The organism is Streptomyces sp. NPDC001832, assembly GCF_040297265.1.
Lineage (GTDB): Bacteria > Actinomycetota > Actinomycetes > Streptomycetales > Streptomycetaceae > Streptomyces.
The window spans coordinates 215,562-237,320 of record NZ_JBEOYU010000001.1 but is presented as its reverse complement, the minus strand read 5'-3'; the positions used below and the strand labels follow the sequence as shown (position 1 = coordinate 237,320).

16 protein-coding genes and 1 pseudogene are annotated in these 21,759 nt (G+C 70.5%); 11 read left to right on the top strand and 6 right to left on the bottom strand.

Going from position 1 to position 21,759, the window contains the following annotated elements; translation table 11 throughout:
• Nucleotides 1–119 precede the first annotated feature (119 nt).
• The 4 genes from trpB to lgt all read left to right on the top strand — a co-directional run bounded on the left by trpB (nt 120) and on the right by lgt (nt 4,387).
• Complete coding sequence (gene trpB / locus ABT115_RS01095) at nt 120–1,400, top strand: tryptophan synthase subunit beta (protein ID WP_351782436.1); 1,281 nt, start codon at nt 120–122, stop codon at nt 1,398–1,400.
• Nucleotides 1,397–2,209 carry a tryptophan synthase subunit alpha gene (trpA, locus tag ABT115_RS01090; protein ID WP_351782433.1) on the top strand — a complete coding sequence of 271 codons (813 nt, stop codon included), beginning with the start codon at nt 1,397–1,399 and terminating at the stop codon, nt 2,207–2,209. The genes trpB and trpA overlap by 4 nt, the downstream gene beginning before the upstream one ends.
• 235 nt (nt 2,210–2,444) lie before the next feature.
• Entirely contained in the window at nt 2,445–3,263 is an 819-nt protein-coding gene (locus ABT115_RS01085; RefSeq protein ID WP_351782430.1) for a DsbA family protein, read from the top strand.
• Nucleotides 3,264–3,370: 107 nt separating this feature from the next.
• Nucleotides 3,371–4,387, top strand: a complete 1,017-nt coding sequence (gene lgt / locus ABT115_RS01080) for a prolipoprotein diacylglyceryl transferase (protein WP_351782427.1) — start codon at nt 3,371–3,373, stop codon at nt 4,385–4,387.
• A 146-nt stretch (nt 4,388–4,533) separates the two neighbouring features.
• On the opposite strand, the gene ABT115_RS01075 is transcribed toward lgt, so the two are convergent.
• The 3 genes and pseudogenes from ABT115_RS01075 to ABT115_RS01065 form a co-directional block, all read right to left on the bottom strand.
• Nucleotides 4,534–5,346, bottom strand: coding sequence for an HpcH/HpaI aldolase/citrate lyase family protein (locus ABT115_RS01075; RefSeq protein WP_351782424.1), 813 nt, complete (start codon nt 5,344–5,346; stop codon nt 4,534–4,536).
• Nucleotides 5,343–6,476: an ADP-ribosylglycohydrolase family protein gene (locus ABT115_RS01070; RefSeq protein ID WP_351783027.1), complete on the bottom strand. Its 1,134-nt coding sequence runs from the start codon at nt 6,474–6,476 to the stop codon at nt 5,343–5,345. The genes ABT115_RS01075 and ABT115_RS01070 overlap by 4 nt, the downstream gene beginning before the upstream one ends.
• 198 nt (nt 6,477–6,674) lie before the next feature.
• Nucleotides 6,675–7,784: pseudogene (locus ABT115_RS01065) on the bottom strand (ADP-ribosylglycohydrolase family protein); the annotation flags it as partial.
• A 264-nt stretch (nt 7,785–8,048) separates the two neighbouring features.
• On the opposite strand from ABT115_RS01065, the gene ABT115_RS01060 reads away from it, so the two are divergent.
• The 4 genes from ABT115_RS01060 (at nt 8,049) to ABT115_RS01045 (ending at nt 15,928) form a co-directional block, all read left to right on the top strand.
• Entirely contained in the window at nt 8,049–8,783 is a 735-nt protein-coding gene (locus ABT115_RS01060) for a VIT1/CCC1 transporter family protein (RefSeq protein ID WP_351782421.1), read from the top strand.
• Between the two features lie 408 nt (nt 8,784–9,191).
• Nucleotides 9,192–13,769, top strand: coding sequence for a glutamate synthase large subunit (gene gltB, locus ABT115_RS01055; protein ID WP_351782419.1), 4,578 nt, complete (start codon nt 9,192–9,194; stop codon nt 13,767–13,769).
• Nucleotides 13,762–15,222: a glutamate synthase subunit beta gene (locus tag ABT115_RS01050; RefSeq protein WP_351782416.1), complete on the top strand. Its 1,461-nt coding sequence runs from the start codon at nt 13,762–13,764 to the stop codon at nt 15,220–15,222. The genes gltB and ABT115_RS01050 overlap by 8 nt, the downstream gene beginning before the upstream one ends.
• Nucleotides 15,223–15,421: 199 nt before the next feature.
• The gene (locus ABT115_RS01045) at nt 15,422–15,928 is read left to right on the top strand and encodes a pyridoxamine 5'-phosphate oxidase family protein (RefSeq protein ID WP_351782413.1); all 507 of its coding nucleotides are present in this window, start codon (nt 15,422–15,424) and stop codon (nt 15,926–15,928) included.
• Here the strand turns inward: ABT115_RS01045 and ABT115_RS01040 are convergent.
• From ABT115_RS01040 to ABT115_RS01030, 3 genes are read right to left on the bottom strand one after another with little or no spacing between them, the layout of a single operon-like run.
• Complete coding sequence (locus ABT115_RS01040; RefSeq protein ID WP_351782410.1) at nt 15,908–16,945, bottom strand: acyl-CoA dehydrogenase family protein; 1,038 nt, start codon at nt 16,943–16,945, stop codon at nt 15,908–15,910. The two genes, ABT115_RS01045 and ABT115_RS01040, sit on opposite strands and share 21 nt — an antisense overlap.
• Nucleotides 16,945–18,090 (bottom strand): acyl-CoA dehydrogenase family protein, encoded by a 1,146-nt coding sequence (locus ABT115_RS01035; protein ID WP_351782407.1) that lies wholly within the window; start codon nt 18,088–18,090, stop codon nt 16,945–16,947. Before ABT115_RS01035 ends, ABT115_RS01040 begins: the two co-directional genes overlap by 1 nt.
• A complete protein-coding gene (locus ABT115_RS01030; protein ID WP_351782404.1) occupies nt 18,090–18,962 on the bottom strand; it encodes an enoyl-CoA hydratase in 873 nt (290 codons plus the stop codon). The genes ABT115_RS01035 and ABT115_RS01030 overlap by 1 nt, the downstream gene beginning before the upstream one ends.
• Before the next feature lie 93 nt (nt 18,963–19,055).
• Here ABT115_RS01030 and ABT115_RS01025 point away from each other — a divergent pair, with 93 nt between their 5' ends.
• The 3 genes from ABT115_RS01025 to ABT115_RS01015 are packed head-to-tail and all read left to right on the top strand — an operon-like array spanning nt 19,056 to nt 21,681.
• Nucleotides 19,056–19,838 carry an SDR family oxidoreductase gene (locus tag ABT115_RS01025; RefSeq protein WP_351782401.1) on the top strand — a complete coding sequence of 261 codons (783 nt, stop codon included), beginning with the start codon at nt 19,056–19,058 and terminating at the stop codon, nt 19,836–19,838.
• A gap of 30 nt (nt 19,839–19,868) precedes the next feature.
• Nucleotides 19,869–20,480, top strand: a complete 612-nt coding sequence (locus ABT115_RS01020; RefSeq protein ID WP_351782399.1) for a TetR/AcrR family transcriptional regulator — start codon at nt 19,869–19,871, stop codon at nt 20,478–20,480.
• A gap of 43 nt (nt 20,481–20,523) precedes the next feature.
• Nucleotides 20,524–21,681 carry an acetyl-CoA C-acetyltransferase gene (locus ABT115_RS01015; RefSeq protein ID WP_351782397.1) on the top strand — a complete coding sequence of 386 codons (1,158 nt, stop codon included), beginning with the start codon at nt 20,524–20,526 and terminating at the stop codon, nt 21,679–21,681.
• Nucleotides 21,682–21,759 lie beyond the last annotated feature (78 nt).

Genomic DNA, 21,759 nt, shown 5'->3' with positions numbered 1-21,759 from the left:
TACCTGCACCACTCCTGTCGTACGTACGACCGCACCGTCCGACCGTCCTCGGTCGCGGCGGCGCTCCGCTCACGGCGCATACGGTGAACCCCCCATTGCGATGTCGAGGAGCACGTCGGATGTCATCTGACTTCTTCATCCCGGACCCGGAAGGTCTGATCCCCAGCGCCGAGGGGTACTTCGGTGCGTTCGGCGGCAAGTTCATCCCGGAGGCGCTCGTCGCCGCCGTGGACGAGGTCGCCGTCGAGTACGACAAGGCCAAGGCCGACCCGGCCTTCGCCGCCGAGCTCAACGAGCTCATGATCAACTACACCGGCCGTCCCAGCGCGCTGACCGAGGTCCCGCGTTTCGCCGAGCACGCGGGCGGCGCCCGGATCTTCCTCAAGCGCGAGGACCTGAACCACACCGGCTCGCACAAGATCAACAATGTGCTGGGCCAGGCGCTGCTCACCAAGCGCATGGGCAAGACCCGGGTCATCGCCGAGACCGGCGCCGGCCAGCACGGCGTCGCCACCGCGACCGCCTGCGCGCTCTTCGGCCTCGAATGCACCATCTACATGGGTGAGATCGACACCGAGCGGCAGGCGCTGAACGTGGCGCGGATGCGGATGCTCGGCGCCGAGGTCATCGCCGTGCGGTCCGGCTCCAGGACCCTGAAGGACGCCATCAACGAGGCGTTCCGCGACTGGGTCGCCAATGTGGACCATACGCACTACCTCTTCGGGACCGTCGCGGGACCGCACCCCTTCCCCGCCATGGTCCGCGACTTCCACCGCGTCATCGGCGTCGAGGCCCGCCGCCAGGTCCTGGAGCGGACCGGCCGCCTGCCGGACGCCGCCATCGCCTGTGTCGGCGGCGGCTCCAACGCCATCGGCCTCTTCCACGCCTTCATCCCGGACGCCCATGTCCGACTGATCGGCTGCGAGCCCGCCGGACACGGTGTGGAGACCGGCGAGCACGCGGCGACCCTGACCGCGGGCGAGCCCGGAATCCTGCACGGCTCGCGCAGCTACGTCCTCCAGGACGACGAGGGCCAGATCACCGAGCCGTACTCCATCTCGGCCGGCCTCGACTACCCGGGCATCGGCCCGGAGCACGCGTACCTCAAGGACATCGGCCGCGGCGAGTACCGCGCGGTCACCGATGACGCCGCCATGGAGTCGCTGCGTCTTCTCTCCCGTACCGAAGGGATCATTCCGGCCATCGAGAGCGCCCACGCGCTGGCCGGTGCCCTGGAGGTCGGGAAGGAGCTCGGCAAGGACGGACTCCTCGTGGTCAATCTGTCCGGCCGCGGCGACAAGGACATGGACACGGCAGCCCGCTACTTCGGGCTGTACGACGGGACCGACGGGGTCGTCGAGGCCGATGTGGCCGACGGGGAAGAGGAGGTCACCAAGTGAGCGGCAATGTGGAGTTGTTGAGCTCTTCCCTCGCACAGGCGAAAGCGGAGAACAGGGCCGCGCTCATCGCGTATCTCCCAGCCGGCTTCCCGACCGTCGACGGCGCGATCGCCGCCGTGAAGGCGGTCGTGGCGGGCGGTGCGGACATCGTCGAGGTGGGGCTGCCGCACAGCGACCCGGTGCTTGACGGCCCGGTCATCCAGACTGCCGACGACATCGCCCTGCGTGGTGGTGTGAAGATCGCCGACGTGATGCGTACGGTCCGCGAGGCGTACGCGGCGACCGGCGTCCCGATCCTCGTCATGACGTACTGGAACCCGATCGACCGGTACGGCGTCGAGCGCTTCACGGCCGAGCTCGCCGAGGCGGGCGGCGCCGGGTGCATCCTGCCCGACCTGCCGGTGCAGGAGTCCGAACTGTGGCGCGAACACGCCGACAAGCACGGTCTCGCGACCGTCTTCGTCGTCGCGCCGAGCAGCAAGGACGAGCGCCTCGCCACCATCACCGCGGCCGGCTCCGGCTTCGTGTACGCGGCCTCGCTGATGGGCGTCACCGGCACCCGCGAGTCCGTGGGCGAGCAGGCTCAGGGCCTGGTCGCGCGCACCCGCGCCACGACGTCCCTCCCGGTCTGCGTCGGCCTCGGCGTCTCCAACGCCCGACAGGCCGCCGAGGTCGCGGGCTTCGCCGACGGGGTGATCGTCGGCTCCGCCTTCGTCAAGGGCATGCTCGAAGCGCCCGACGAGGAGGCGGGCCTGGCTACGGTTCGCTCCCTGGCGGGCGAACTCGCCGAAGGCGTTCGAAAGCGCTGAGACTCGTGTAGACCGACCTGCACATGGGGGGTGGGAGAAGGAGCGGGGCTGGGTGCGTGCAGCTGCAAGGCGGAGGATTGAGCCAACGCGGCGCGTTGGTGATTGACGACAACGCGGCAGATGCGCGTGCCCAGCCCCGCGACGCCGCCCCCCATTTGCCGGTCGGTCTAATCCAAACGGGTGGACCTGGGCCCGGGGAGGCGCGCACGTGCCTCCCCGGGTCGTTGCTGCGGGTGTGAGCGAGAAGAACGAACAGGGAAAAAGGGCCGCGCGAGACCGGCTCGTCCAGCAGCGGGAGCGTCAGAAGGCGCGCGAGCGCCGCAGGCGCAGGCTGATCGTCGGCGGCGGCCTGGTGGGTGTGCTGGCACTGGCCGCCGTTGTCGGCGTGATCGCCGCGAACACGGGCGACAAGAGCAAGACGGCGGGCCCCCTCGTCGCGCCGTCCGGTGCGACCGGCAAGGACAGCCTGGTCATCCAGGCCGGCGCGGACAACGCCCCGTCCACGCTCACCATCTGGGAGGACTTCCGCTGCCCGGTCTGCGCCCAGTTCGAGAACGCTTTCCGGGACACCATCCACCAGCTGGAGAGCACAGGACAGATCAAGACCGAGTACCGCCTCGCCACGATCATCGACGGCAACCTCGGCGGCAGCGGCTCGCTCCGTGCGGCCAACGCCGCGGCCTGCGCACAGGACGTCGGCAAGTTCGCCGCGTACCACGACGTCCTCTACCGCAACCAGCCGCAGGAGACCGACGACGCCTTCGGCGACAACGCCAAGCTGATCGAGCTCTCCGGGAAGGTCCCAGGACTCGACACCACCGCCTTCCGCAGCTGCGTGGAGGACGGCAAGCACGACGGCTGGGTCCGGAAGTCCGACGAGGTGTTCCTGAAGAGCGGATTCGAGGGCACGCCGACCGCGCTGCTCAATGGCGATTCGATCTTCCCGAAGAAGGGGAGCGAACAGATCACCTCGGCGAACCTGAAGAAGTGGGTCGCCGAGGCCAACAAGGGCAAGAAACCGGGCACGGTCACCCCGGCGCCGTCGGGCTCCTGAGAGGCTGCCGGATGGCCGACAGGGGGAACAGATGACCAGCCCGTTACCCAGAAGTTGTCGTGTGGGTTGCGGTACGCCCCACTCGGCAGGGTAGCGTCGACCCTGCCATGGACCTTGCCTTCATTCCCAGCCCGTCGACCGGCGTGATCTATCTCGGACCGATCCCGCTTCGCGGCTACGCGCTCTGCATCATCATCGGTGTCTTCGTTGCCGTCTGGTTCAGCAACAAGCGCTGGATCGCCCGCGGCGGCAGAGCCGGCACCGTTGCCGACATCGCCGTCTGGGCCGTGCCCTTCGGCCTCGTCGGCGGTCGCCTCTACCACGTCATCACCGACTACCAGCTGTACTTCGGCGAGGGCAAGAACTGGGTCGACGCCTTCAAGATCTGGGAGGGCGGCCTCGGTATCTGGGGTGCGATCGCGCTCGGTGCCGTCGGCGCCTGGATCGGCTGCCGCCGCCGCGGGATCCCGCTGCCCGCCTTCGCCGACGCGCTCGCCCCCGGTATCGCCCTGGCCCAGGCCTGCGGTCGCTGGGGCAACTGGTTCAACCAGGAGCTGTACGGCAAGCCGACCGATCTGCCGTGGGCGCTGGAGATCAGCGACGGACCCAACCGTGTCGCCGGTACGTACCACCCGACGTTCCTGTACGAGTCGCTGTGGTGCGTCGGTGTCGCCGTGCTGGTGGTCTGGGCGGACCGCCGCTTCAAGCTCGGACACGGCCGGGCGTTCGCGCTGTACGTCGCCTCGTACTGCTCCGGGCGGGCCTGGATCGAGTACATGCGGGTCGACGAGGCCCACCACATCCTGGGCGTACGGCTCAACGTGTGGACCGCGGGCATCGTGTTCGTACTGGCGGTGACGTACATGGTGATCTCGGCGAAGGTACGGCCGGGGCGCGAGGAGATCGTGGAACCGGGCGCGACGGACGACGAAGGCGGCGAGGGCGCGAAGGGCGCTGACGCCGCGGCTGACGCGGCCGGTGCTGCCGCTGGTGACGCGGACCACGACGTCGCGTCCGACGCGGATGCGGTCCCTGACGCGGACAGCGAGGCCGGGCGCGCCAAGGGCAGTGCCACGGATGCGCCGGAGAAGAACGACACCGTGGAAGCGGCGAAGAACGGCTGAGCCGTGTGCGCCTGACAGGTGGGGCCCCGAACCGGTCTGGTTCGGGGCCCCACGCTTTACGCCGACCTGCGGCCGTGCGTGTCGTCGGCGATCGATGACGAACCGGTCAGCCGGTGGGCCCGCACCGGATCCCGCCCCGTCACCCGTCACCTTGCCTTCCGCGCCAGCGCCAGCGTGCGGCGGGCCGATGCCACCACTGCCGAGTCGACCAACCGGCCGTCGGGGAGAGCCAGTGCGCCCTCGTCCGTCACGGCCGCCGCCACGATCTCCTCCGCCGCCTCGACCTCCTGTGCCGTCGGGCGGAAAGCCCGCTCGATGACCGGGAGCTGCCGGGGATGGATCGCCGCCCGGCCCAGGAAACCCAGCGCCCGGCCGTGCGCGCAGGACGCCCACAGGCCGTCCAGGTCCCGTACGTCCGGGTACACGGACTGGGTGGGTGGCGCGAGCCCGGCCGCGCGGGCGGCCACCACGACCCGGCTGCGCGACCAGTCGAGCCCGGCGTCCTCCTGTACCCCCAGATCGGCCCGGAGGTCCGCCTCGCCGAGGGCGATGGAGCGGACCTGGGGATGGGCGGCGGCGACCGTGTACGCGTGCTCGATGCCGAGCGCCGATTCCAGCAGCGGACAGAGCGCGACCCCCGGTGCCACAGCCGCGATGTGATGGACGGACGCCGCGTGTGTGATCTTCGGCAGCCGGAGCTCGGCGAGGCCCGGCAGCCCGGCCAGGGCGAGGACGTCCGCCTCGGTGTGGACCCGGACATGGATCGGCACGGCCGTCTCCTCGACCGCCTCGGACAGAAGCTCGGTGGTGGCGGACCGTGCGTACTCCTTGCGGTCCGGTGCGACCGCGTCCTCCAGATCGACGATCACCGCATCCGCTCCTGAGTCGCGCGCCTTGCGCACCACCTCGGGCCGGTCTGCGGGAACGTACAGCAGGGTGAGGGGGACCGTCGCCGTCACAGGACATGCTCCCCGAATTGCCCATCTGTGGGCTTCGGTTCCGTGTCTGCCAGCAGCCCGGCGAGTTCGATGAGATCGGTCCCCGCGAGCCGGGGCAGCGCACACCCCGCCAGGGTGCGGCAGGCCTCGCGCCAGCCGCCCGGTACGGCGCCCATGCCGCCGAGTGCGCCGGTCAGTGCGCCGGCCAGGGCGGGCGCCGAGTCGGCCACCCGCGAAAGGCACGCCGCCGCGGGAATGGCCTGGGCGATCTGGCCGCGGGCCGCGGTGGCCAGGGCGAGCGCGACCGGGACGGTCTCGGCCGCGGCGATCCCGTAGCTGTAGACGTGGTCGACGATCTGATGCTCCAGTACCGGCACGAGGGCGAACGCGCCCGCCGCCTCGCCGACGAAATCACGGGCGATCCGGACGGCGTGGGCGGCGTTGCGGGCGATCTCCGTGCCGTCGGGGAGCTGGGCGAGCGCGGCGTTCACTGCGGTGTCCACGTCCGCACCGCCCAGCGCCTCGGCGATCGCGGCCGCCATCGCGCGGGCACCGTGCACGCCGTCGCCGTCCTGGGTGTAGCGGGCGTCGAACTCGGCGAGGTCGGCGGCTGCGGTGGGGTCTGCGGGGTGGACGACGGCGAGCACGGCGGCCCGTACGCAGGCCGCGTCGTCGAAGTAGTGCGGGTTGTCGTGACCGGTGGCGGGCGGGCGCAAGCCGGCGGCGAGATTGCCGAGCCCGGCCCGCACCGAGATCCGTGCGCGCAGGGGGAGCACCGCGGACTCGACCTCGGGGGCACGGGCGGCAGCCGCGGCGACCTCGGCTGCCAGGGCGTTCCAGGCGACGTCGATGGCGGCCCGCACCCGGTGTTCGGGGGACAGCCCGTGCAGCGGACCGGCTGCCGAGGCGAGCACGGCCTGGGCGGCGAACGCCGCCCATTCGGCGTCGTCGGACGGCCCGAGCCGCAGGGGTTCGGGCGGCTGGTTGAGCGCGATGGGGACGGGCAGCGTGGTCGTGGCGTTCTGCTCGGCGAAGGTATCGAGCTCCCGGGTGAGGCGCCGGGTCCACTCGGGCATCCGGCTGGCCCGGTGCCGCGCGGCCGGCCACCCGGCAGCATCCCCGGCGGCGAGCCCGAGCAACAGCCCCTCGATCCGGGCCCGGTGGCCGGGGTCGGGACGGGCACGGAGACGAGCGGCCGGGGAGTCGGGGGCGCGGGGGGCGTCCCGGCGGGGTTCGTGCTGATTGCCGCGCGCGGCGGTCCCCACCAGCGTTCCGCCTGTGGTGGAGGAGGTTGCGGAAGGGGCGCCGGGCTGCGCGTACCCGGTGCCGGTGTCCCGTGCCGGGCCGCCCGCCGGCGTACCGGTGTCACCCCGCGCACCCTCGTACGCCTCGTCCGCGTCCTCCAGGGTGAGCAACTCCGCGATGTCCAGGACGTGGTAGCCCCGTATCGACGGCAGGCAGCTGCCCCGGACCGGGCCGATCGCCTCCCCCCAGTGCCGGGGAATCGCGGACGCCCCGTGCAGGGCACCGGCCAGGGCACCCGCCACCGCGGCCGTCGTGTCCGCGTCGCGGCCCATGTTGACCGCGGTCAGCACCGCCGTACGGAATTCGCCGCGCGCCGCCGCGAAAGCACCGAAGGCCAGGCCGACCGCCTCGGGCGCCAGGTCCGTCCATGGATAGCCGCCGACGACCACCGCGGAGCGCACCGCGCGTTCCCTGGTGAGTCGGTCGGGGTACGTGTGCTGTGCGGCCGCCACCGCGCGCCGCAGCGAGCGCGCCGTCCAGGAGTCCATGGGAACGACGGACAGCGCGGCGGCGATCACCGACGCGACCCCGGCACCCACCATCGCAGCGGCCACCCCGGCGGCCACCGCCTGGCCGCCGTAGATGCCCTCTCCGTCATGGCTGACCCGCCCGTCCACCGCGACCAGCCGCGCCGCCTCGTCCGGCCGGCCCGCCGCGAAGACGCCGAACGGCGCCGCCCGCATTGCCAGGCCGTCGCTCCAGGCGTGCCGGTGCTGGGCGGAGATCGGGGCGGCGAGGCCCCGGCGCAGATTCTCCAGCGTGCCCCGCTCACTGAACCCGGCGCCGCGGAACGGCCCTTCGTCCAGGTCGGCGATCCACAGATGCCAGGCGCGCTCCACATGGGTGACGGTCAGCGCCGAACCGTGCCGGGCGAGCAGCAGCCCGGAGAAGATCGCGTACTCCGTGTCGTCCGTACCCGCGGGGTCGTCGCTCACGAAGCCCTCGATCCGGCCCCAGCGACGACGGATCTCGGACGGCCGCAGATTCTCCGCCGGTGCGCCCAGCGCGTCACCGACCGCGAGACCGAGCAGGGAGCCCCGGGCCCGGTCGCCCAGGTCTCCCCGCGACTCCTCGCCCCGGCCCGTGCCGCCCCGTACCGCCGTCTCCTTGCCGCCCGTCCGTGGCTCTGCCGGATTTCCTGCGATCAACTCCATCGTGTCGACCCTTCGCTCACACCGAGCCAGTTCTCTTACCTGCTCGATCTGTGCCACGCGGAGCCCCGACAGAGGCCGGTAATCGCAACAAAAGGGCCAGTCGGATGACAGCTCAGAGGCAGCAAGGCAGGCCGTACTTACCTGGTCAAGTGGCAGGTAAGTACGGCCTGCCTTGCTGGCGGGGGGGCCTTTTTCGTGCGTACTTTCGATGGTGTTGGGCGGGGGTGGGGCGTGTGAAAGCCGCTGCCGGAGAAGGGGAGAACTGTGTCCATGATCGAGACCGACGCCGTACTGCACGAGGCGCACCGCGACAATCACACCCACCGCGATGTGAACGGCGGCTGGCTGCGCCCGGCGGTGTTCGGTGCCATGGACGGGCTGGTCTCCAACCTCGCACTGATGACCGGCGTCGCGGGCGGTGCCGTCTCCCAGCGGACGATTGTGATCACCGGTCTGGCGGGCCTGGCCGCCGGTGCGTTCTCCATGGCGGCCGGCGAATACACCTCCGTCGCCTCGCAGCGCGAGCTCGTGGAGGCCGAACTCGATGTCGAGCGTCGCGAGTTGCGCAAGCATCCCAAGGACGAGGAGCGGGAGCTCGCCAAGCTCTACGAGTCCCGTGGCGTCGCGCCCCAACTCGCCCGCGAGGTCGCACGGCAGTTGTCGCGCGACCCGGAGCAGGCCTTGGAGATCCACGCCCGCGAGGAGCTCGGCGTCGATCCGGGCGATCTGCCTTCGCCGCTCGTCGCCGCCGTGTCGTCGTTCGGCGCGTTCGCGTTGGGGGCCCTGCTGCCCGTACTGCCGTATCTGCTCGGTGCGAGTGCGCTGTGGCCGGCCGTGCTGCTTGCGCTGGTCGGGTTGTTCGCCTGCGGTGCGGTGGTGGCCAGGGTGACGGCGCGCAGCTGGCTGTACAGCGGGCTGCGTCAGCTGATGCTGGGCGGGGCAGCGGCGGCGATCACCTACGGTCTGGGCACGCTGTTCGGTGTGGCCGTCGGGGCGTGACATGGGCCGTCCGGCTGAGAGGCTTGGTCCTCAAAGCCGGACGCTTCAGGCCGCCATCCGTGTGACGTACGTCTTGGCGCCGGCCTCTGGGCGGACGGCTTCACCCGGCGTAAAATGAGTCTCTATACAGGGCTGCGCATATTTAGCCGTTACCTGGCGGTTTCATTTTCTTCGCCGCCGGGCATGAGGCGTAGACACCGCGGGCAACGACGCCTGCTCTCTGTGGTTTCCCCCGGGCGCCGATCCTCCGACTGCGACCCACTCCCAACGCTTCACGCGGTGTCCGCATGTTGGAACAAGCTATCCGCTTCTTGAGAAGCACCCCATCATGTAGCCTGCACGAAATTTCGCAGAGGGCCAACGTCGTCCCTCGGCACTGCATATGCCACGACGACGACGGGAGAGCCGATGCGTACCGACGCCTGGTCGCCCATGGATGGTCGCCCCGCCCAGCAGGGGATGTACGACCCCCGTAACGAGCACGACGCCTGTGGCGTCGGGTTCGTGGCCACTCTGACCGGTGTGGCCACCCATGAGCTGGTCGAGCAGGCGCTGACCGTACTGCGCAACCTCGAACACCGCGGTGCCACCGGATCCGAGCCCGACTCCGGCGACGGCGCCGGAATCCTCCTCCAGGTCCCGGACGCCTTCCTCCGCGACGAGGTCGCCTTCGACCTCCCCGAGGCCGGTGCCTACGCCGTCGGAATCGCCTTCCTGCCCGCGGCCGACTCCACCGAAGCCGTCCGGAAGCTGGAGAAGATCTCCGCCGAGGAGGGCCTCAAGGTCCTCGGCTGGCGCGAGGTCCCGGTCGGCCCGGACATCCTCGGCCACGGCGCCCGCGCCACCATGCCCGAGTTCCGCCAGCTCTTCGTCGCGGATGGCGAGAGCACCGGCATCGCACTCGACCGCAAGGCGTTCGTCCTGCGCAAGCGCGCCGAGCGGGAGGCCGGAGTGTACTTCCCCTCGCTGTCCGCCCGCACGATCGTCTACAAGGGCATGCTCACCACGGGGCAGCTGGAGCCGTTCTTCCCGGATCTCTCCGACCGCCGCTTCGCCACCGCGGTCGCACTGGTGCACTCGCGCTTCTCCACCAACACCTTCCCGAGCTGGCCGCTCGCCCACCCGTACCGCTTCGTCGCGCACAACGGCGAGATCAACACGGTCAAGGGCAACCGCAACTGGATGAAGGCCCGCGAGTCGCAGCTCGCCTCCAGCCTCTTCGGGGCTGCGCAGCTGGACCGGATCTTCCCCGTCTGCACCCCGGACGCCTCCGACTCCGCCTCCTTCGACGAGGTCCTGGAGCTGCTCCACCTCGGCGGCCGCTCGCTGCCCCACTCGGTGCTGATGATGGTCCCCGAGGCGTGGGAGAACCACACCTCCATGGACCCGGCCCGCCGCGCCTTCTACCAGTACCACTCCACGATGATGGAGCCCTGGGACGGCCCGGCCTGTGTCACCTTCACCGACGGCACCCAGGTCGGCGCGGTCCTCGACCGCAACGGTCTGCGCCCCGGCCGCTACTGGGTCACCGACGACGGCCTCGTCGTGCTCTCCTCCGAAGTAGGTGTCCTGGACATCGACCCCGCGAAGGTCGTTCGCAAGGGCCGCCTCCAGCCCGGCAGGATGTTTCTCGTCGACACGGCCGAGGGCCGCATCATCGAGGACGACGAGATCAAGGCATCCCTTGCCGCGGAGCAGCCGTACGAGGAGTGGCTGGAGGCCGGCGAGATCGAGCTGGAGGACCTCCCCGAGCGGGAGCACATCGTGCACACGCACGCCTCCGTCACCCGCCGCCAGCAGACCTTCGGCTACACCGAGGAAGAGCTCCGCGTCATCCTCGCGCCGATGGCCCGCACCGCCGGCGAGCCTCTCGGCTCCATGGGCACCGACTCGCCGATCGCCGCCCTGTCCGAGCGCCCGCGACTGCTCTTCGACTACTTCACCCAGCTGTTCGCACAGGTCACCAACCCGCCGCTGGACGCCATCCGCGAGGAGCTCGTCACCTCGCTGCGCTCCACGCTCGGCCCGCAGGGCAACCTGCTGGAGCCGACCGCCGCGTCGTGCCGCAGCGTCACGCTGCCGTTCCCGGTGATCGACAACGACGAGCTGGCCAAGCTGATACACATCAATGCAGACGGCGACATGCCGGGCATGAAGGCCGTCACGCTGTCCGGTCTCTACCGGGTCGGCGGCGGCGGCGATGCCCTCGCGGCGCGGATCGAGCAGATCTGCACCGAGGTCGACGCCGCCATAGAGGGCGGCGCCCGTCTCGTCGTCCTGTCCGACCGGCATTCCGACGCCGAGCACGCGCCGATCCCGTCGCTGCTGCTCACCTCGGCCGTCCACCACCACCTCATCCGCACCAAGCAGCGCACCCAGGTGGGCCTGCTGGTCGAGGCCGGAGACGTCCGCGAGGTCCACCACGTCGCGCTGCTGATCGGTTACGGCGCCGCCGCGGTCAACCCGTACCTGGCGATGGAGTCCGTCGAGGACCTGGTCCGCGCCGGCACGTTCATCGAGGGCATCGAGCCCGAGAACGCCATCCGCAACCTGATCCACGCGCTCGGCAAGGGCGTCCTGAAGGTCATGTCCAAGATGGGCATCTCGACGGTCGCCTCCTACCGCGGCGCCCAGGTCTTCGAGGCCGTCGGCCTGAACGAGGACTTCGTCACGAAGTACTTCCACGGCACCGCCACCAAGATCGGCGGCGCCGGACTCGACGTCGTCGCCAAGGAGGTCGCCGCCCGGCACGCCAAGGGCTACCCCGCCTCCGGCATCTCCGCCTCGCACCGCGCGCTGGAGATCGGCGGCGAGTACCAGTGGCGCCGCGAGGGCGAGCCGCACCTGTTCGACCCGGAGACGGTCTTCCGCCTCCAGCACGCCACGCGCAACAAGCGGTACGACATCTTCAAGAAGTACACGGACCGGGTGAACGAGCAGTCCGAGCGCCTGATGACGCTCCGGGGTCTGTTCGCTCTGAAGACACATGAGAACGGCAAGAGCGACCGTGAGCCGATCCCGGTCGACGAGGTCGAGTCCGTCTCCGACATCGTCAAGCGCTTCTCCACCGGCGCCATGTCGTACGGTTCGATCTCCCGCGAGGCGCACGAGACCCTCGCCATCGCCATGAACCGGCTGGGCGGCAAGTCCAACACCGGTGAGGGCGGCGAGGACGCCGACCGGCTCTACGACCCGGCGCGCCGCTCGTCCATCAAGCAGGTCGCCTCCGGCCGCTTCGGTGTGACCAGCGAGTACCTGGTCAACGCGGACGACATCCAGATCAAGATGGCGCAGGGTGCCAAGCCCGGCGAGGGCGGCCAGCTGCCCGGCCACAAGGTCTACCCGTGGGTCGCCAAGACCCGCCACTCCACCCCGGGTGTCGGTCTGATCTCGCCGCCACCGCACCACGACATCTACTCCATCGAGGACCTGGCGCAGCTGATCCACGACCTCAAGAACGCCAACCCGGCGGCCCGCATCCATGTGAAGCTGGTCTCCGAGGTCGGTGTCGGCACGGTCGCCGCGGGAGTCTCCAAGGCGCACGCGGACGTCGTCCTGATCTCCGGCCACGACGGCGGAACGGGCGCCTCCCCGCTCACCTCGCTGAAGCACGCGGGCGGCCCCTGGGAGCTCGGCCTCGCCGAGACCCAGCAGACCCTGCTGCTCAACGGCCTGCGCGACCGTATCGTCGTGCAGACCGACGGCCAGCTGAAGACCGGCCGCGACGTCATCATCGCCGCGCTGCTGGGCGCCGAGGAGTTCGGTTTCGCGACCGCGCCGCTCGTCGTCTCCGGCTGCGTCATGATGCGCGTCTGTCACCTGGACACCTGCCCGGTCGGCATCGCCACCCAGAATCCGGTCCTCCGCGACCGGTTCTCCGGCAAGGCCGAGTACGTCGTCAACTTCTTCGAATTCATCGCCCAGGAAGTCCGTGAGCTCCTCGCCGAGCTGGGTTTCCGCACGATCGCGGAGGCTGTCGGCCACGCCGAGCTGCTCGACACCGACCGTGCGATCACGCACTGGAAGGCGCAGGGCCTCGACCTGGAGCCGCTGTTCCACGTCCCGGAGCTGCCCGAAGGCACCGTCCGGCACCAGCTGGTCGGGCAGGACCACGGTCTCGCCAAGGCCCTCGACAACGAGCTGATCAAGCTTGCCGCCGACACCCTGAACGCGGAGAGCGCCGAGGCCGCCCAGCCCGTCCGGGCCCGGATCGCGATCCGGAACATCAACCGGACCGTCGGCACCATGCTCGGCCACGAGGTGACCAAGAAGTTCGGCGGCGCCGGTCTGCCGCAGGACACCATCGACATCACGTTCACCGGCTCCGCCGGCCAGTCCTTCGGCGCGTTCGTGCCGAGCGGTGTGACGCTGCGCCTGGAGGGCGACGCCAACGACTACGTCGGCAAGGGCCTGTCCGGCGGCCGCGTCATCGTCCGCCCGGACCGTGGCGCCGACCACCTCGCCGAGTACTCCACCATCGCGGGCAACACCATCGCCTACGGCGCCACCAGCGGCGAGCTGTTCCTGCGTGGCCGGACCGGCGAGCGGTTCTGCGTCCGCAACTCCGGCGCGACGGTCGTCTCGGAAGGCGTGGGCGACCACGGCTGCGAGTACATGACCGGCGGTCACGCCGTCGTACTCGGCGAGACCGGACGCAACTTCGCCGCAGGAATGTCGGGCGGTGTCGCATACGCCATCGACCTGGACCGCGACAACGTCAACGTCGGCAACCTCGGCGCGATCGAGGTCCTCTCCGACACCGACAAGCAGTGGCTGCACGATGTGGTGCGCCGCCACCAGGAGGAGACCGGTTCCACGGTCGCCGAGAAGCTGCTTGCCGAGTGGGACACCGCGGTGACCCGCTTCAGCAAGATCATCCCGTCCACCTACAAGGCAGTGCTCGCCGCCAAGGACGCCGCTGAGCTCGCCGGTCTCTCCGAACAGGAGACCACCGAGAAGATGATGGAGGCGGCGACCAATGGCTGACCCCAAGGGCTTCCTGACCACCGGGCGCGAGGTCGCCGAGACCCGCCCCGTCAGCGAGCGCGTCAAGGACTGGAACGAGGTCTACGTTCCGGGCTCGCTGCTCCCGATCATCAGCAAGCAGGCCGGCCGCTGCATGGACTGCGGCATCCCGTTCTGCCACAACGGCTGCCCGCTCGGAAACCTCATCCCCGAGTGGAACGACTACGCCTACCGCGAGGACTGGGCGGCGGCGTCCGAGCGCCTGCACGCCACGAACAACTTCCCGGAGTTCACCGGGCGGCTCTGCCCGGCGCCGTGCGAGTCGGCGTGCGTGCTCGGCATCAACCAGCCGGCCGTCACCATCAAGAACGTCGAAGTCTCCATCATCGACAAGGCGTGGAGCAGCGGCGACGTCACCCCGCAGCCGCCCGAGCGGCTCTCGGGCAAGACCGTCGCCGTCATCGGCTCGGGCCCGGCGGGTCTCGCCGCGGCCCAGCAGCTGACCCGGGCCGGCCACACGGTCGCCGTCTTCGAGCGCGCGGACCGCATCGGAGGTCTTCTCCGGTACGGCATCCCCCAGTTCAAGATGGAGAAGTCGCACATCAACCGCCGCATCGAGCAGATGCGCGCGGAAGGCACCAAGTTCCGTACCGAGGTGGAGATCGGCAAGGACATCGATGCCGCGGGGCTCCGCCGCCGCTACGACGCGGTCGTCATCGCCGCCGGTGCCACCGTCTCCCGTGACCTGCCCGTCCCGGGCCGCGAGCTGAACGGCGTGCACTTCGCCATGGAGTACCTGCCGCTCGCCAACAAGGTGCAGGAGGGCGACCTGACGGTCTCCCCGATCACAGCCGAGGGCAAGCACGTCGTCGTCATCGGCGGCGGCGACACCGGCGCCGACTGCGTCGGCACGGCCCACCGCCAGGGCGCGCTCTCCGTCACCCAGCTGGAGATCATGCCCCGACCGGGCGAGGACCGTAACGCCAACCAGCCCTGGCCGACCTTCCCGATGCTCTACAAGGTCACCTCCGCGCACGAGGAGGGCGGTGAGAGGGTCTACTCCGTCTCCACCACCCACTTCGAGGGCGACGAGGACGGCAACGTCCAGGCCCTGCACCTGGCCGAGGTGGAGTTCAAGGACGGCAAGCCGGCACAGAAGCCCGGCACCGAGCGGACAATCCCCGCGCAGCTGGTCACCCTGGCCATGGGCTTCACGGGCACCGACCAGTCCAACGGCCTGGTCCAGCAGTTCGGCCTGGAGCTCGACGAGCGCGGCAATGTCGCGCGCGACGCGGACTACGCCACCAACGTCGACGGCGTCTTCGTCGCCGGTGACGCGGGCCGCGGTCAGTCCCTCATCGTGTGGGCCATCGCCGAGGGCCGCTCCGCGGCGCGCGGCGTGGACTGCTTCCTGACCGGAGCCAGCGCCCTGCCGGCCCCGATCCGCCCGACGGACCGTGCCCTGACGGTCTGATCACGGCACACAGGATGTCCCGTACAAAGGCGTACGGAACTGAGCACGGCGCCTGCCCGTCCCCGACCGGACAATCTCGGCAGGCGCCGTGGCGCGTTCGCACCCGGCGGATGGCGGAAGCCCGGCAGCCGTGCGGCCGATCGGACGCGGCCGGGAAATGCAGACAGAAGATGTCGGGATTCCAGGGTTCCATGGACGCATGACATCGAGTTCCTGGGAAGAGTTCCAGTCGGCGCAGCCGGCCTTCGCCGACACCGTCCGGACCCGCTTCCAGCAGTACAAGCACCACGTCCTGGCGACCCTGCGCAAGGACGGATCGCCGCGCGTGACCGGCCTCGAAGTGGATTTCCGGCTGGGTGAGCCGTTCCTCGGCATGATGCCGAACTCGCGCAAGGCGCTGGACCTGCTGCGCGATCCGCGGTTCGCGGTGCAGGCCAACCCCGGGCCGGACGCCGAGATGGCCGACGGGGACGTCCGGATCTCCGGCCGCGCGGTGGAGGTGACCGACCCCGCCGTACTGGCCCGCTTCATCGAGGAGGTGAAGCCGCCGGAGCCCTTCCACCTCTTCCGGGTGGAGCTTACCGAGGTGGTACGCACCGGTCTCGAAGGCGGCGACACCTTGCTCATCCAGGTATGGCGCCCCGGTCGCCCGCTGCGCACCTTCCGCAGGGGCAACGACGACGGCTCACTGAGCGAAACCTTCTGACACGGGGGGCCGGGCGGCAGGCGCGGCCGGCCCGTCGGCGAGCACCCGCGCCCGGCACGCCCCCGGCGCCCCCCACGCATCCCGCAGGGGGCGTGCCTTGCGCAGCCACAGCGACAGATCCAGCTCCTGCGTGTACCCCACCGCGCCGTGCAGCTGCAGCGCCGCCCGCGCCGCCGCGTACCCCGCCTCGCCCGCCGCCACCTTGGCCGCCGCCACCTCGGCGCCGGCGCCCGGCGCGTCCCCGGCGAGCGCGAGTGCCGCCCCGTACAGCAGCGGACGGGCGAACTCCAGCCCGATCAGCACGTCCGCAAGCCGGTGCTTGACTGCCTGGAAGGAGCCGATGGCCGTACCGAACTGGGTGCGCTGCTTCACATACGCGACCGTGGCCCGCAGCAGCGCCTCGCCCGTACCGAGTGCCTGCGCGGCCGTCGCGAACGCCGCCCACCGAGCGGCCCGCGCCGCTGCCTCGGCCACCCGGGGCCCTGATGCCGGCAAGTCCCCGCCCGGCTCGGGACACCACAGCCGCCGGGCCGGGTCGGACGACACGCTGAGCACACCGGGTCCGGGTGCGAGTCGCAACTCGTCACCGGTCACCGTGAACACCGCGTCCACGGCATCCGCGTCCAGCGCATACGGCCCGTACCCGTCCGTCCGGAGCGTCACCGATGCAGCACCGGACGCCAGTCGCGGCAGCCACTCCTTGGCCACCGCTCCGCCCACACCTTCCAGCAGCACCCCTGCCGCGACCGTCTCCACCACCGGCCCCGGCACCGCATGCCGCCCCAACTCGGTGAAGGCAACCGCGAGTTCGACCGGCCGGGGCCCGACACCCTCGTACGCCTCCGGTATCGCGAGGGCGAACACCCCCGCCTGCGCCAGCCGCGCCCACAGGGACCTGCCCGGTCCGTGGTCACCGGCGGCCCAGGCGCGTACCACCGCAGGGGTGTCCGAGGCGGTCAGCATCGCGTCCAGCGAGCGGGCGAACTCCCGCTGCTCGTCGTCGAGGAGGAAACGCATCAGCGCCGTCCCTTCGGCAGGCCGAGCAGCCGCTCGGCGATGATGTCGCGCTGGATCTCGTTCGTACCGGCGTAGATGGGGCCCGCGAGGGAGAAGACGTACCCCTCGGCCCACTCGGACTCCGCCAGCTCCGCGTCCGGGCCCAGCAGGTCGAGAGCCGTCTCGTGCAGTGCGATGTCGTACTCGGACCAGAACACCTTGTTCAGGCTGGACTCCGCGCCGATGTCCGCGCCCGCCGCGAAGCGTGCGGCGTTGGTGCAGGTGAAGAGCTGATACGCGCGCGCCCCGATCAGCGCGTCCGCCACCCGGTCCCGCAGCGCCGTGTCCGACGGGTCGCCATGGGTGCGCCACAGTTCGGCCAGCCGGTCCGCGGCGGCCAGGAAGCGGCCGGGGGAGCGGAGCGTCAGTCCACGCTCGTTGCCCGTTGTCGACATGGCGATGCGCCAGCCCTGTCCGGGCTCACCGATGATGTCCTCGTCCGGTACGAACACCTCGTCCAGGAACAGCTCGGCGAAGGCGGGCTTGCCGTCGAGCCGCCCGATCGGCCGGACCGACACTCCCGGCGCCGACAGGTCGAACATCAGATACGTCAGCCCGTGGTGCGGCTTCGCGGCCTCCGGATCCGTACGGAAGATGCCGAACGCCCGGTCCGCGAACGCGGCCCGCGAGGACCAGGTCTTCTGCCCCGAGAGCAGCCAGCCGCCCTCCACGCGCACCGCACGCGAGCGCAGCGACGCCAGGTCCGAGCCCGACTCCGGCTCGGACCAGGCCTGCGCCCAGATCACCTCGCCGCTCGCCATCGACGGCAGCAGCCGGGCCCGCTGCTCGTTGGTGGCGTGGTCGAAGAGTGTCGGGGCGAGAAGGCTGATGCCGTTCTGCGAGACCCTGCCGGGGCCGCCCGCCGCGTAGTACTCCTCCTCGAAGATCAGCCACCGGAATATGTCGACGCCCCGGCCGCCGTACTCGGCCGGCCAGGAGACGACCGACCAGCGGTCCGCGTGCAGCTGTGCCTCCCACTCCCGGTGCGCGGCGAAGCCCTCGGCGGTCTCCAGGGACGGCAGCGGCTCGGCGGGTACGTTGGCTCGCAGCCACTGCCGCGCCTCCGCCCGGAATTTCTCCTCCTCGGCCGTGTACGACAGGTCCATCAGGCACCCGCCTTCTTCATCGAGGCGATGTCCATGCCGCCGAGCGGGTCCGCCGCCGTTTCCGCGTTGTGCGCATGGGCGAGGTGGTGCAGCCCGAAGGCCGAGTCCATGCCGGTGTGCAGCCCCTGAAGGTCCTCGGCCTGATTGACGGCGCGCTTGGTGAGGGCGAGCCCCAGCCGCGGCATTCCGGCGATCCGCAACGCCAATTCATGGGTGTGTACGGCGAGTTCGCCGCGCTCCACCACCTTGTTCACCATGCCGACCTCGTACGCCCGGCGGGCGCTCATCCGGTCGCCGGTGAACAGGAACTCCTTCGCGATCCGGGGCGGCATCACCCAGGGGTGTGCGAAGTATTCGACGCCGGGGATGCCCATCCGCACCACCGGATCGGCGAAGAAGGCGTCCTCGCTCGCCACGATCAGATCGCAGATCCAGGCGAGCATCAGCCCGCCGGCCACACACGCCCCCTGGACGGAGGCGACGACCGGCTTCGGAAGCTCGCGCCAGCGCCTGCACATGCCGAGATAGACCTCCGACTCGCGGGCGAAGCGGCTCTCCGCGCCGGTCTTGTCGGAGTGGTCCCACCACAGACCGGCCCTGCGCTCGAAGGGCAGATGCGCATCGCGCCCGGGCGTGCCGATGTCGTGGCCCGCCGAGAAGTGCTCCCCGGCGCCCGCCAGTACGACCACCTTGACCTCGGAGTCCTCGGCGGCGCGGTAGAACGCGGCGTCCAGGGCGTAGGTCATTGCCGAATTCTGGGCGTTGCGGTAGCGCGGGCGGTTCAGCGTCACGTACGCGACCGGGCCCCGGCGCTCGTACAGCACGGGATCGGACTGGAGGTCACCGGCAGATGTGTCGTGGGCAGCGGGCATCGGCTCATCCTTCCCTAACAAGTGTTTGGTAGGTTAACGTACGAGCATGAGCACCGTCGAGGATCCGCGGGCCGAGACCGAGGAGGTGCGGGCGTGAGCGCACCGCAGTACGTACCCGGACACGGTCTGCTGGCCGGCCGCAGCGCCGTCGTCACCGCAGCCGCGGGCGCCGGAATCGGCGGCGCCACCGCCCGAAAATTCCTTGAGGAGGGCGCCCGCATCGTCATCGGGGACGCGCACGCCCGCCGGCTGAAGGAGACCGAGCAGGCGTTCGCCGAGGAGTTCGGCGCGGACCGTGTCGCGTCACTGCCCTGCGACGTCACCGACGAGACCCAGGTCCAGGCACTCTTCGCGTTCGCCGAACAGGCCCACGGCGGCCTCGACATCGTCGTCAACAACGCCGGCCTCGGCGGCACCGCCGAACTCACCGAGATGACCGACGAACAGTGGACCAAGGTCCTCGATGTCACCCTGAACGGCACTTTCCGCTGCACCCGGGCCGCCCTGCGCTCGCTCAAGGCGGCCGGCCGCGGCGGCATCGTCGTCAACAACGCCTCCGTCGTCGGCTGGCGCGCCCAGAGCGGCCAGGCCCACTACGCCGCAGCCAAGGCCGGCGTCATGGCGCTCACCCGGTGCGCCGCGATCGAGGCCGCCGAGTACGGCGTACGCGTCAACGCCGTCGCCCCCAGCCTCGCCATGCATCCGCACCTGGTGAAGGTCACCTCCGCCGAACTCCTCGACGAACTGACCGAGAAGGAGGCATTCGGACGCTATGCCGAGCCGTGGGAGATCGCCAACGTCATCGTCTTCCTCGCCAGCGGCTACTCCTCGTACATGACGGGCGAGGTCGTCTCCGTCAGCAACCGGCATGCCTGACGGGAGGACGGCCGGGCGGAGAATGGGTGGGTGCCTACCAAGAAGAAGCCCCAGGTGACCCCCTCACCCGAGCGCCGCCGCGAACTGCTCGCCACCGCCGCCGAGGTGTTCGCCGCGCAGGGATACAACGCCACCACCGTCCGCAAGATCGCGGACGCGGCCGGGATGCTCGCGGGCAGCCTCTACTACCACTTCGATTCCAAGGAATCGATGGTCGACGAGATCCTCTCGACCTTCCTCACCGAACTCTGGGAGGGGTACGACGCGGTGCTCGCCGCCGGACTCGGGCCCCGGGAGACCATCGAGGCTCTCGTCACCGAGTCCTTCCGGGAGATCGACCGGCACCGCGCCGCCGTCGCCATCTACCAGAAGGAGTCCAAGCACCTGGCCGGCCAGTCGCGCTTCCAGTACCTCGTGGACTCCCAGCAGAAGTTCGAGAAGGCCTGGCTCGGCACGCTGGAACGCGGCGTCGCCGACAAGACCTTCCGCGCCGACCTCGACATCCGCCTCACCTACCGCTTCGTCCGCGACACCGTCTGGGTCGCGGCGTCCTGGTACCGGCCGGGCGGACAGCACAGCCCCGAGGAGATCGCCCGCCAGTACCTCTCGATGGTTCTGGACGGCATCGCCCTGCGTACGTAACCCGCACTCACGGACCCTTCACGCCTTACGAGGAGCAGAAGTCATGGCCGAGGCATACATCGTCGAAGCGGTACGCACTCCGGTCGGCCGACGGGGGGGAGGACTCGGCTCGGTCCACCCCGCCGACCTCGGCGCCCATGTCATCAAGGCCCTCGTCGAGCGGACCGGAATCGACCCGGCAGCCGTCGAGGACGTGGTCTTCGGCTGCCTCGACACCGTCGGACCGCAGGCCGGTGACATCGCCCGCACCTGCTGGCTGGCGGCCGGACTGCCCGAGGAGGTCCCCGGCGTCACCGTCGACCGCCAGTGCGGCTCCTCCCAGCAGGCCGTGCACTTCGCCGCCCAGGGCGTCCTGTCCGGCACCCAGGACCTCGTCGTCGCGGGCGGCACCCAGAACATGACGCAGATCCCGATCGCTTTCGCCTCCCGTCAGGCCGCCGAGCCCCTCGGCCTGGCGGACGGCCCTTACGCCGGCAGCGAGGGCTGGCGCGCCCGGTACGGCGACGCACCGGTCAACCAGTTCCACGGCGCCCAGCTGATCGCCGAGAAGTGGGGCATCAGCCGCCCGGACATGGAGGAGTTCGCCCTGCGCTCCCACCAGCGTGCGATCCGCGCCATCGACGAGGGCCGCTTCGCACGAGAGACCGTCGCCTACGGTGACGTCACCACCGACGAGGGGCCGCGCCGCGACACCACCCTGGAGAAGATGGCGGGCCTCAAACCGGTCCTGGACGGCGGCACGATCACCGCCGCCTGCTCCTCGCAGGTCTCCGACGGGGCCGCCGCCATGCTCATCGCCTCCGAGCGCGCCGTGGCCGAGCACGGCCTCACTCCGCGCGCCCGCATCCATCACCTGTCGGTGCGCGGCGAGGACCCGATCCGCATGCTTTCGGCGCCGATACCGGCCACGGCTTACGCGCTCAAAAAGGCCGGAATGGCCATCGACGAGATCGACCTGGTCGAGATCAACGAGGCATTCGCCCCGGTCGTCCTGGCCTGGCTGAAAGAGATCGGAGCCGACCCGGACAAAGTCAACGTCAACGGTGGCGCGATTGCCCTGGGTCACCCGCTCGGCGCAACCGGTACAAAATTGATGACGACGCTGCTGCACGAGCTGGAGCGCACCGGCGGCCGCTACGGCCTGCAGACCATGTGCGAGGGCGGCGGCCAGGCGAACGTGACGATCATCGAACGGCTCTGACCCCCGCCCCGGCTCCTGACCAGGTCACCGAAGCGCTCCGGCAGGGCGCCGGGAACAGTTTCGGCAGAGTCCTGAGCT

What these genes read in the sequence shown, in the direction of transcription:
- trpB (WP_351782436.1), top strand. Translation starts at nt 120, where the DNA reads ATGTCATCTGACTTCTTCATCCCGGACCCGGAAGGTCTGATCCCCAGC.
- lgt (WP_351782427.1), top strand. Translation starts at nt 3,371, where the DNA reads ATGGACCTTGCCTTCATTCCCAGCCCGTCGACCGGCGTGATCTATCTC.
- gltB (WP_351782419.1), top strand. Translation starts at nt 9,192, where the DNA reads ATGCGTACCGACGCCTGGTCGCCCATGGATGGTCGCCCCGCCCAGCAG.
- ABT115_RS01050 (WP_351782416.1), top strand. Translation starts at nt 13,762, where the DNA reads ATGGCTGACCCCAAGGGCTTCCTGACCACCGGGCGCGAGGTCGCCGAG.
- ABT115_RS01045 (WP_351782413.1), top strand. Translation starts at nt 15,422, where the DNA reads ATGACATCGAGTTCCTGGGAAGAGTTCCAGTCGGCGCAGCCGGCCTTC.
- ABT115_RS01040 (WP_351782410.1), bottom strand. Translation starts at nt 16,945, where the DNA reads ATGCGTTTCCTCCTCGACGACGAGCAGCGGGAGTTCGCCCGCTCGCTG.
- ABT115_RS01035 (WP_351782407.1), bottom strand. Translation starts at nt 18,090, where the DNA reads ATGGACCTGTCGTACACGGCCGAGGAGGAGAAATTCCGGGCGGAGGCG.
- ABT115_RS01030 (WP_351782404.1), bottom strand. Translation starts at nt 18,962, where the DNA reads ATGCCCGCTGCCCACGACACATCTGCCGGTGACCTCCAGTCCGATCCC.
- ABT115_RS01015 (WP_351782397.1), top strand. Translation starts at nt 20,524, where the DNA reads ATGGCCGAGGCATACATCGTCGAAGCGGTACGCACTCCGGTCGGCCGA.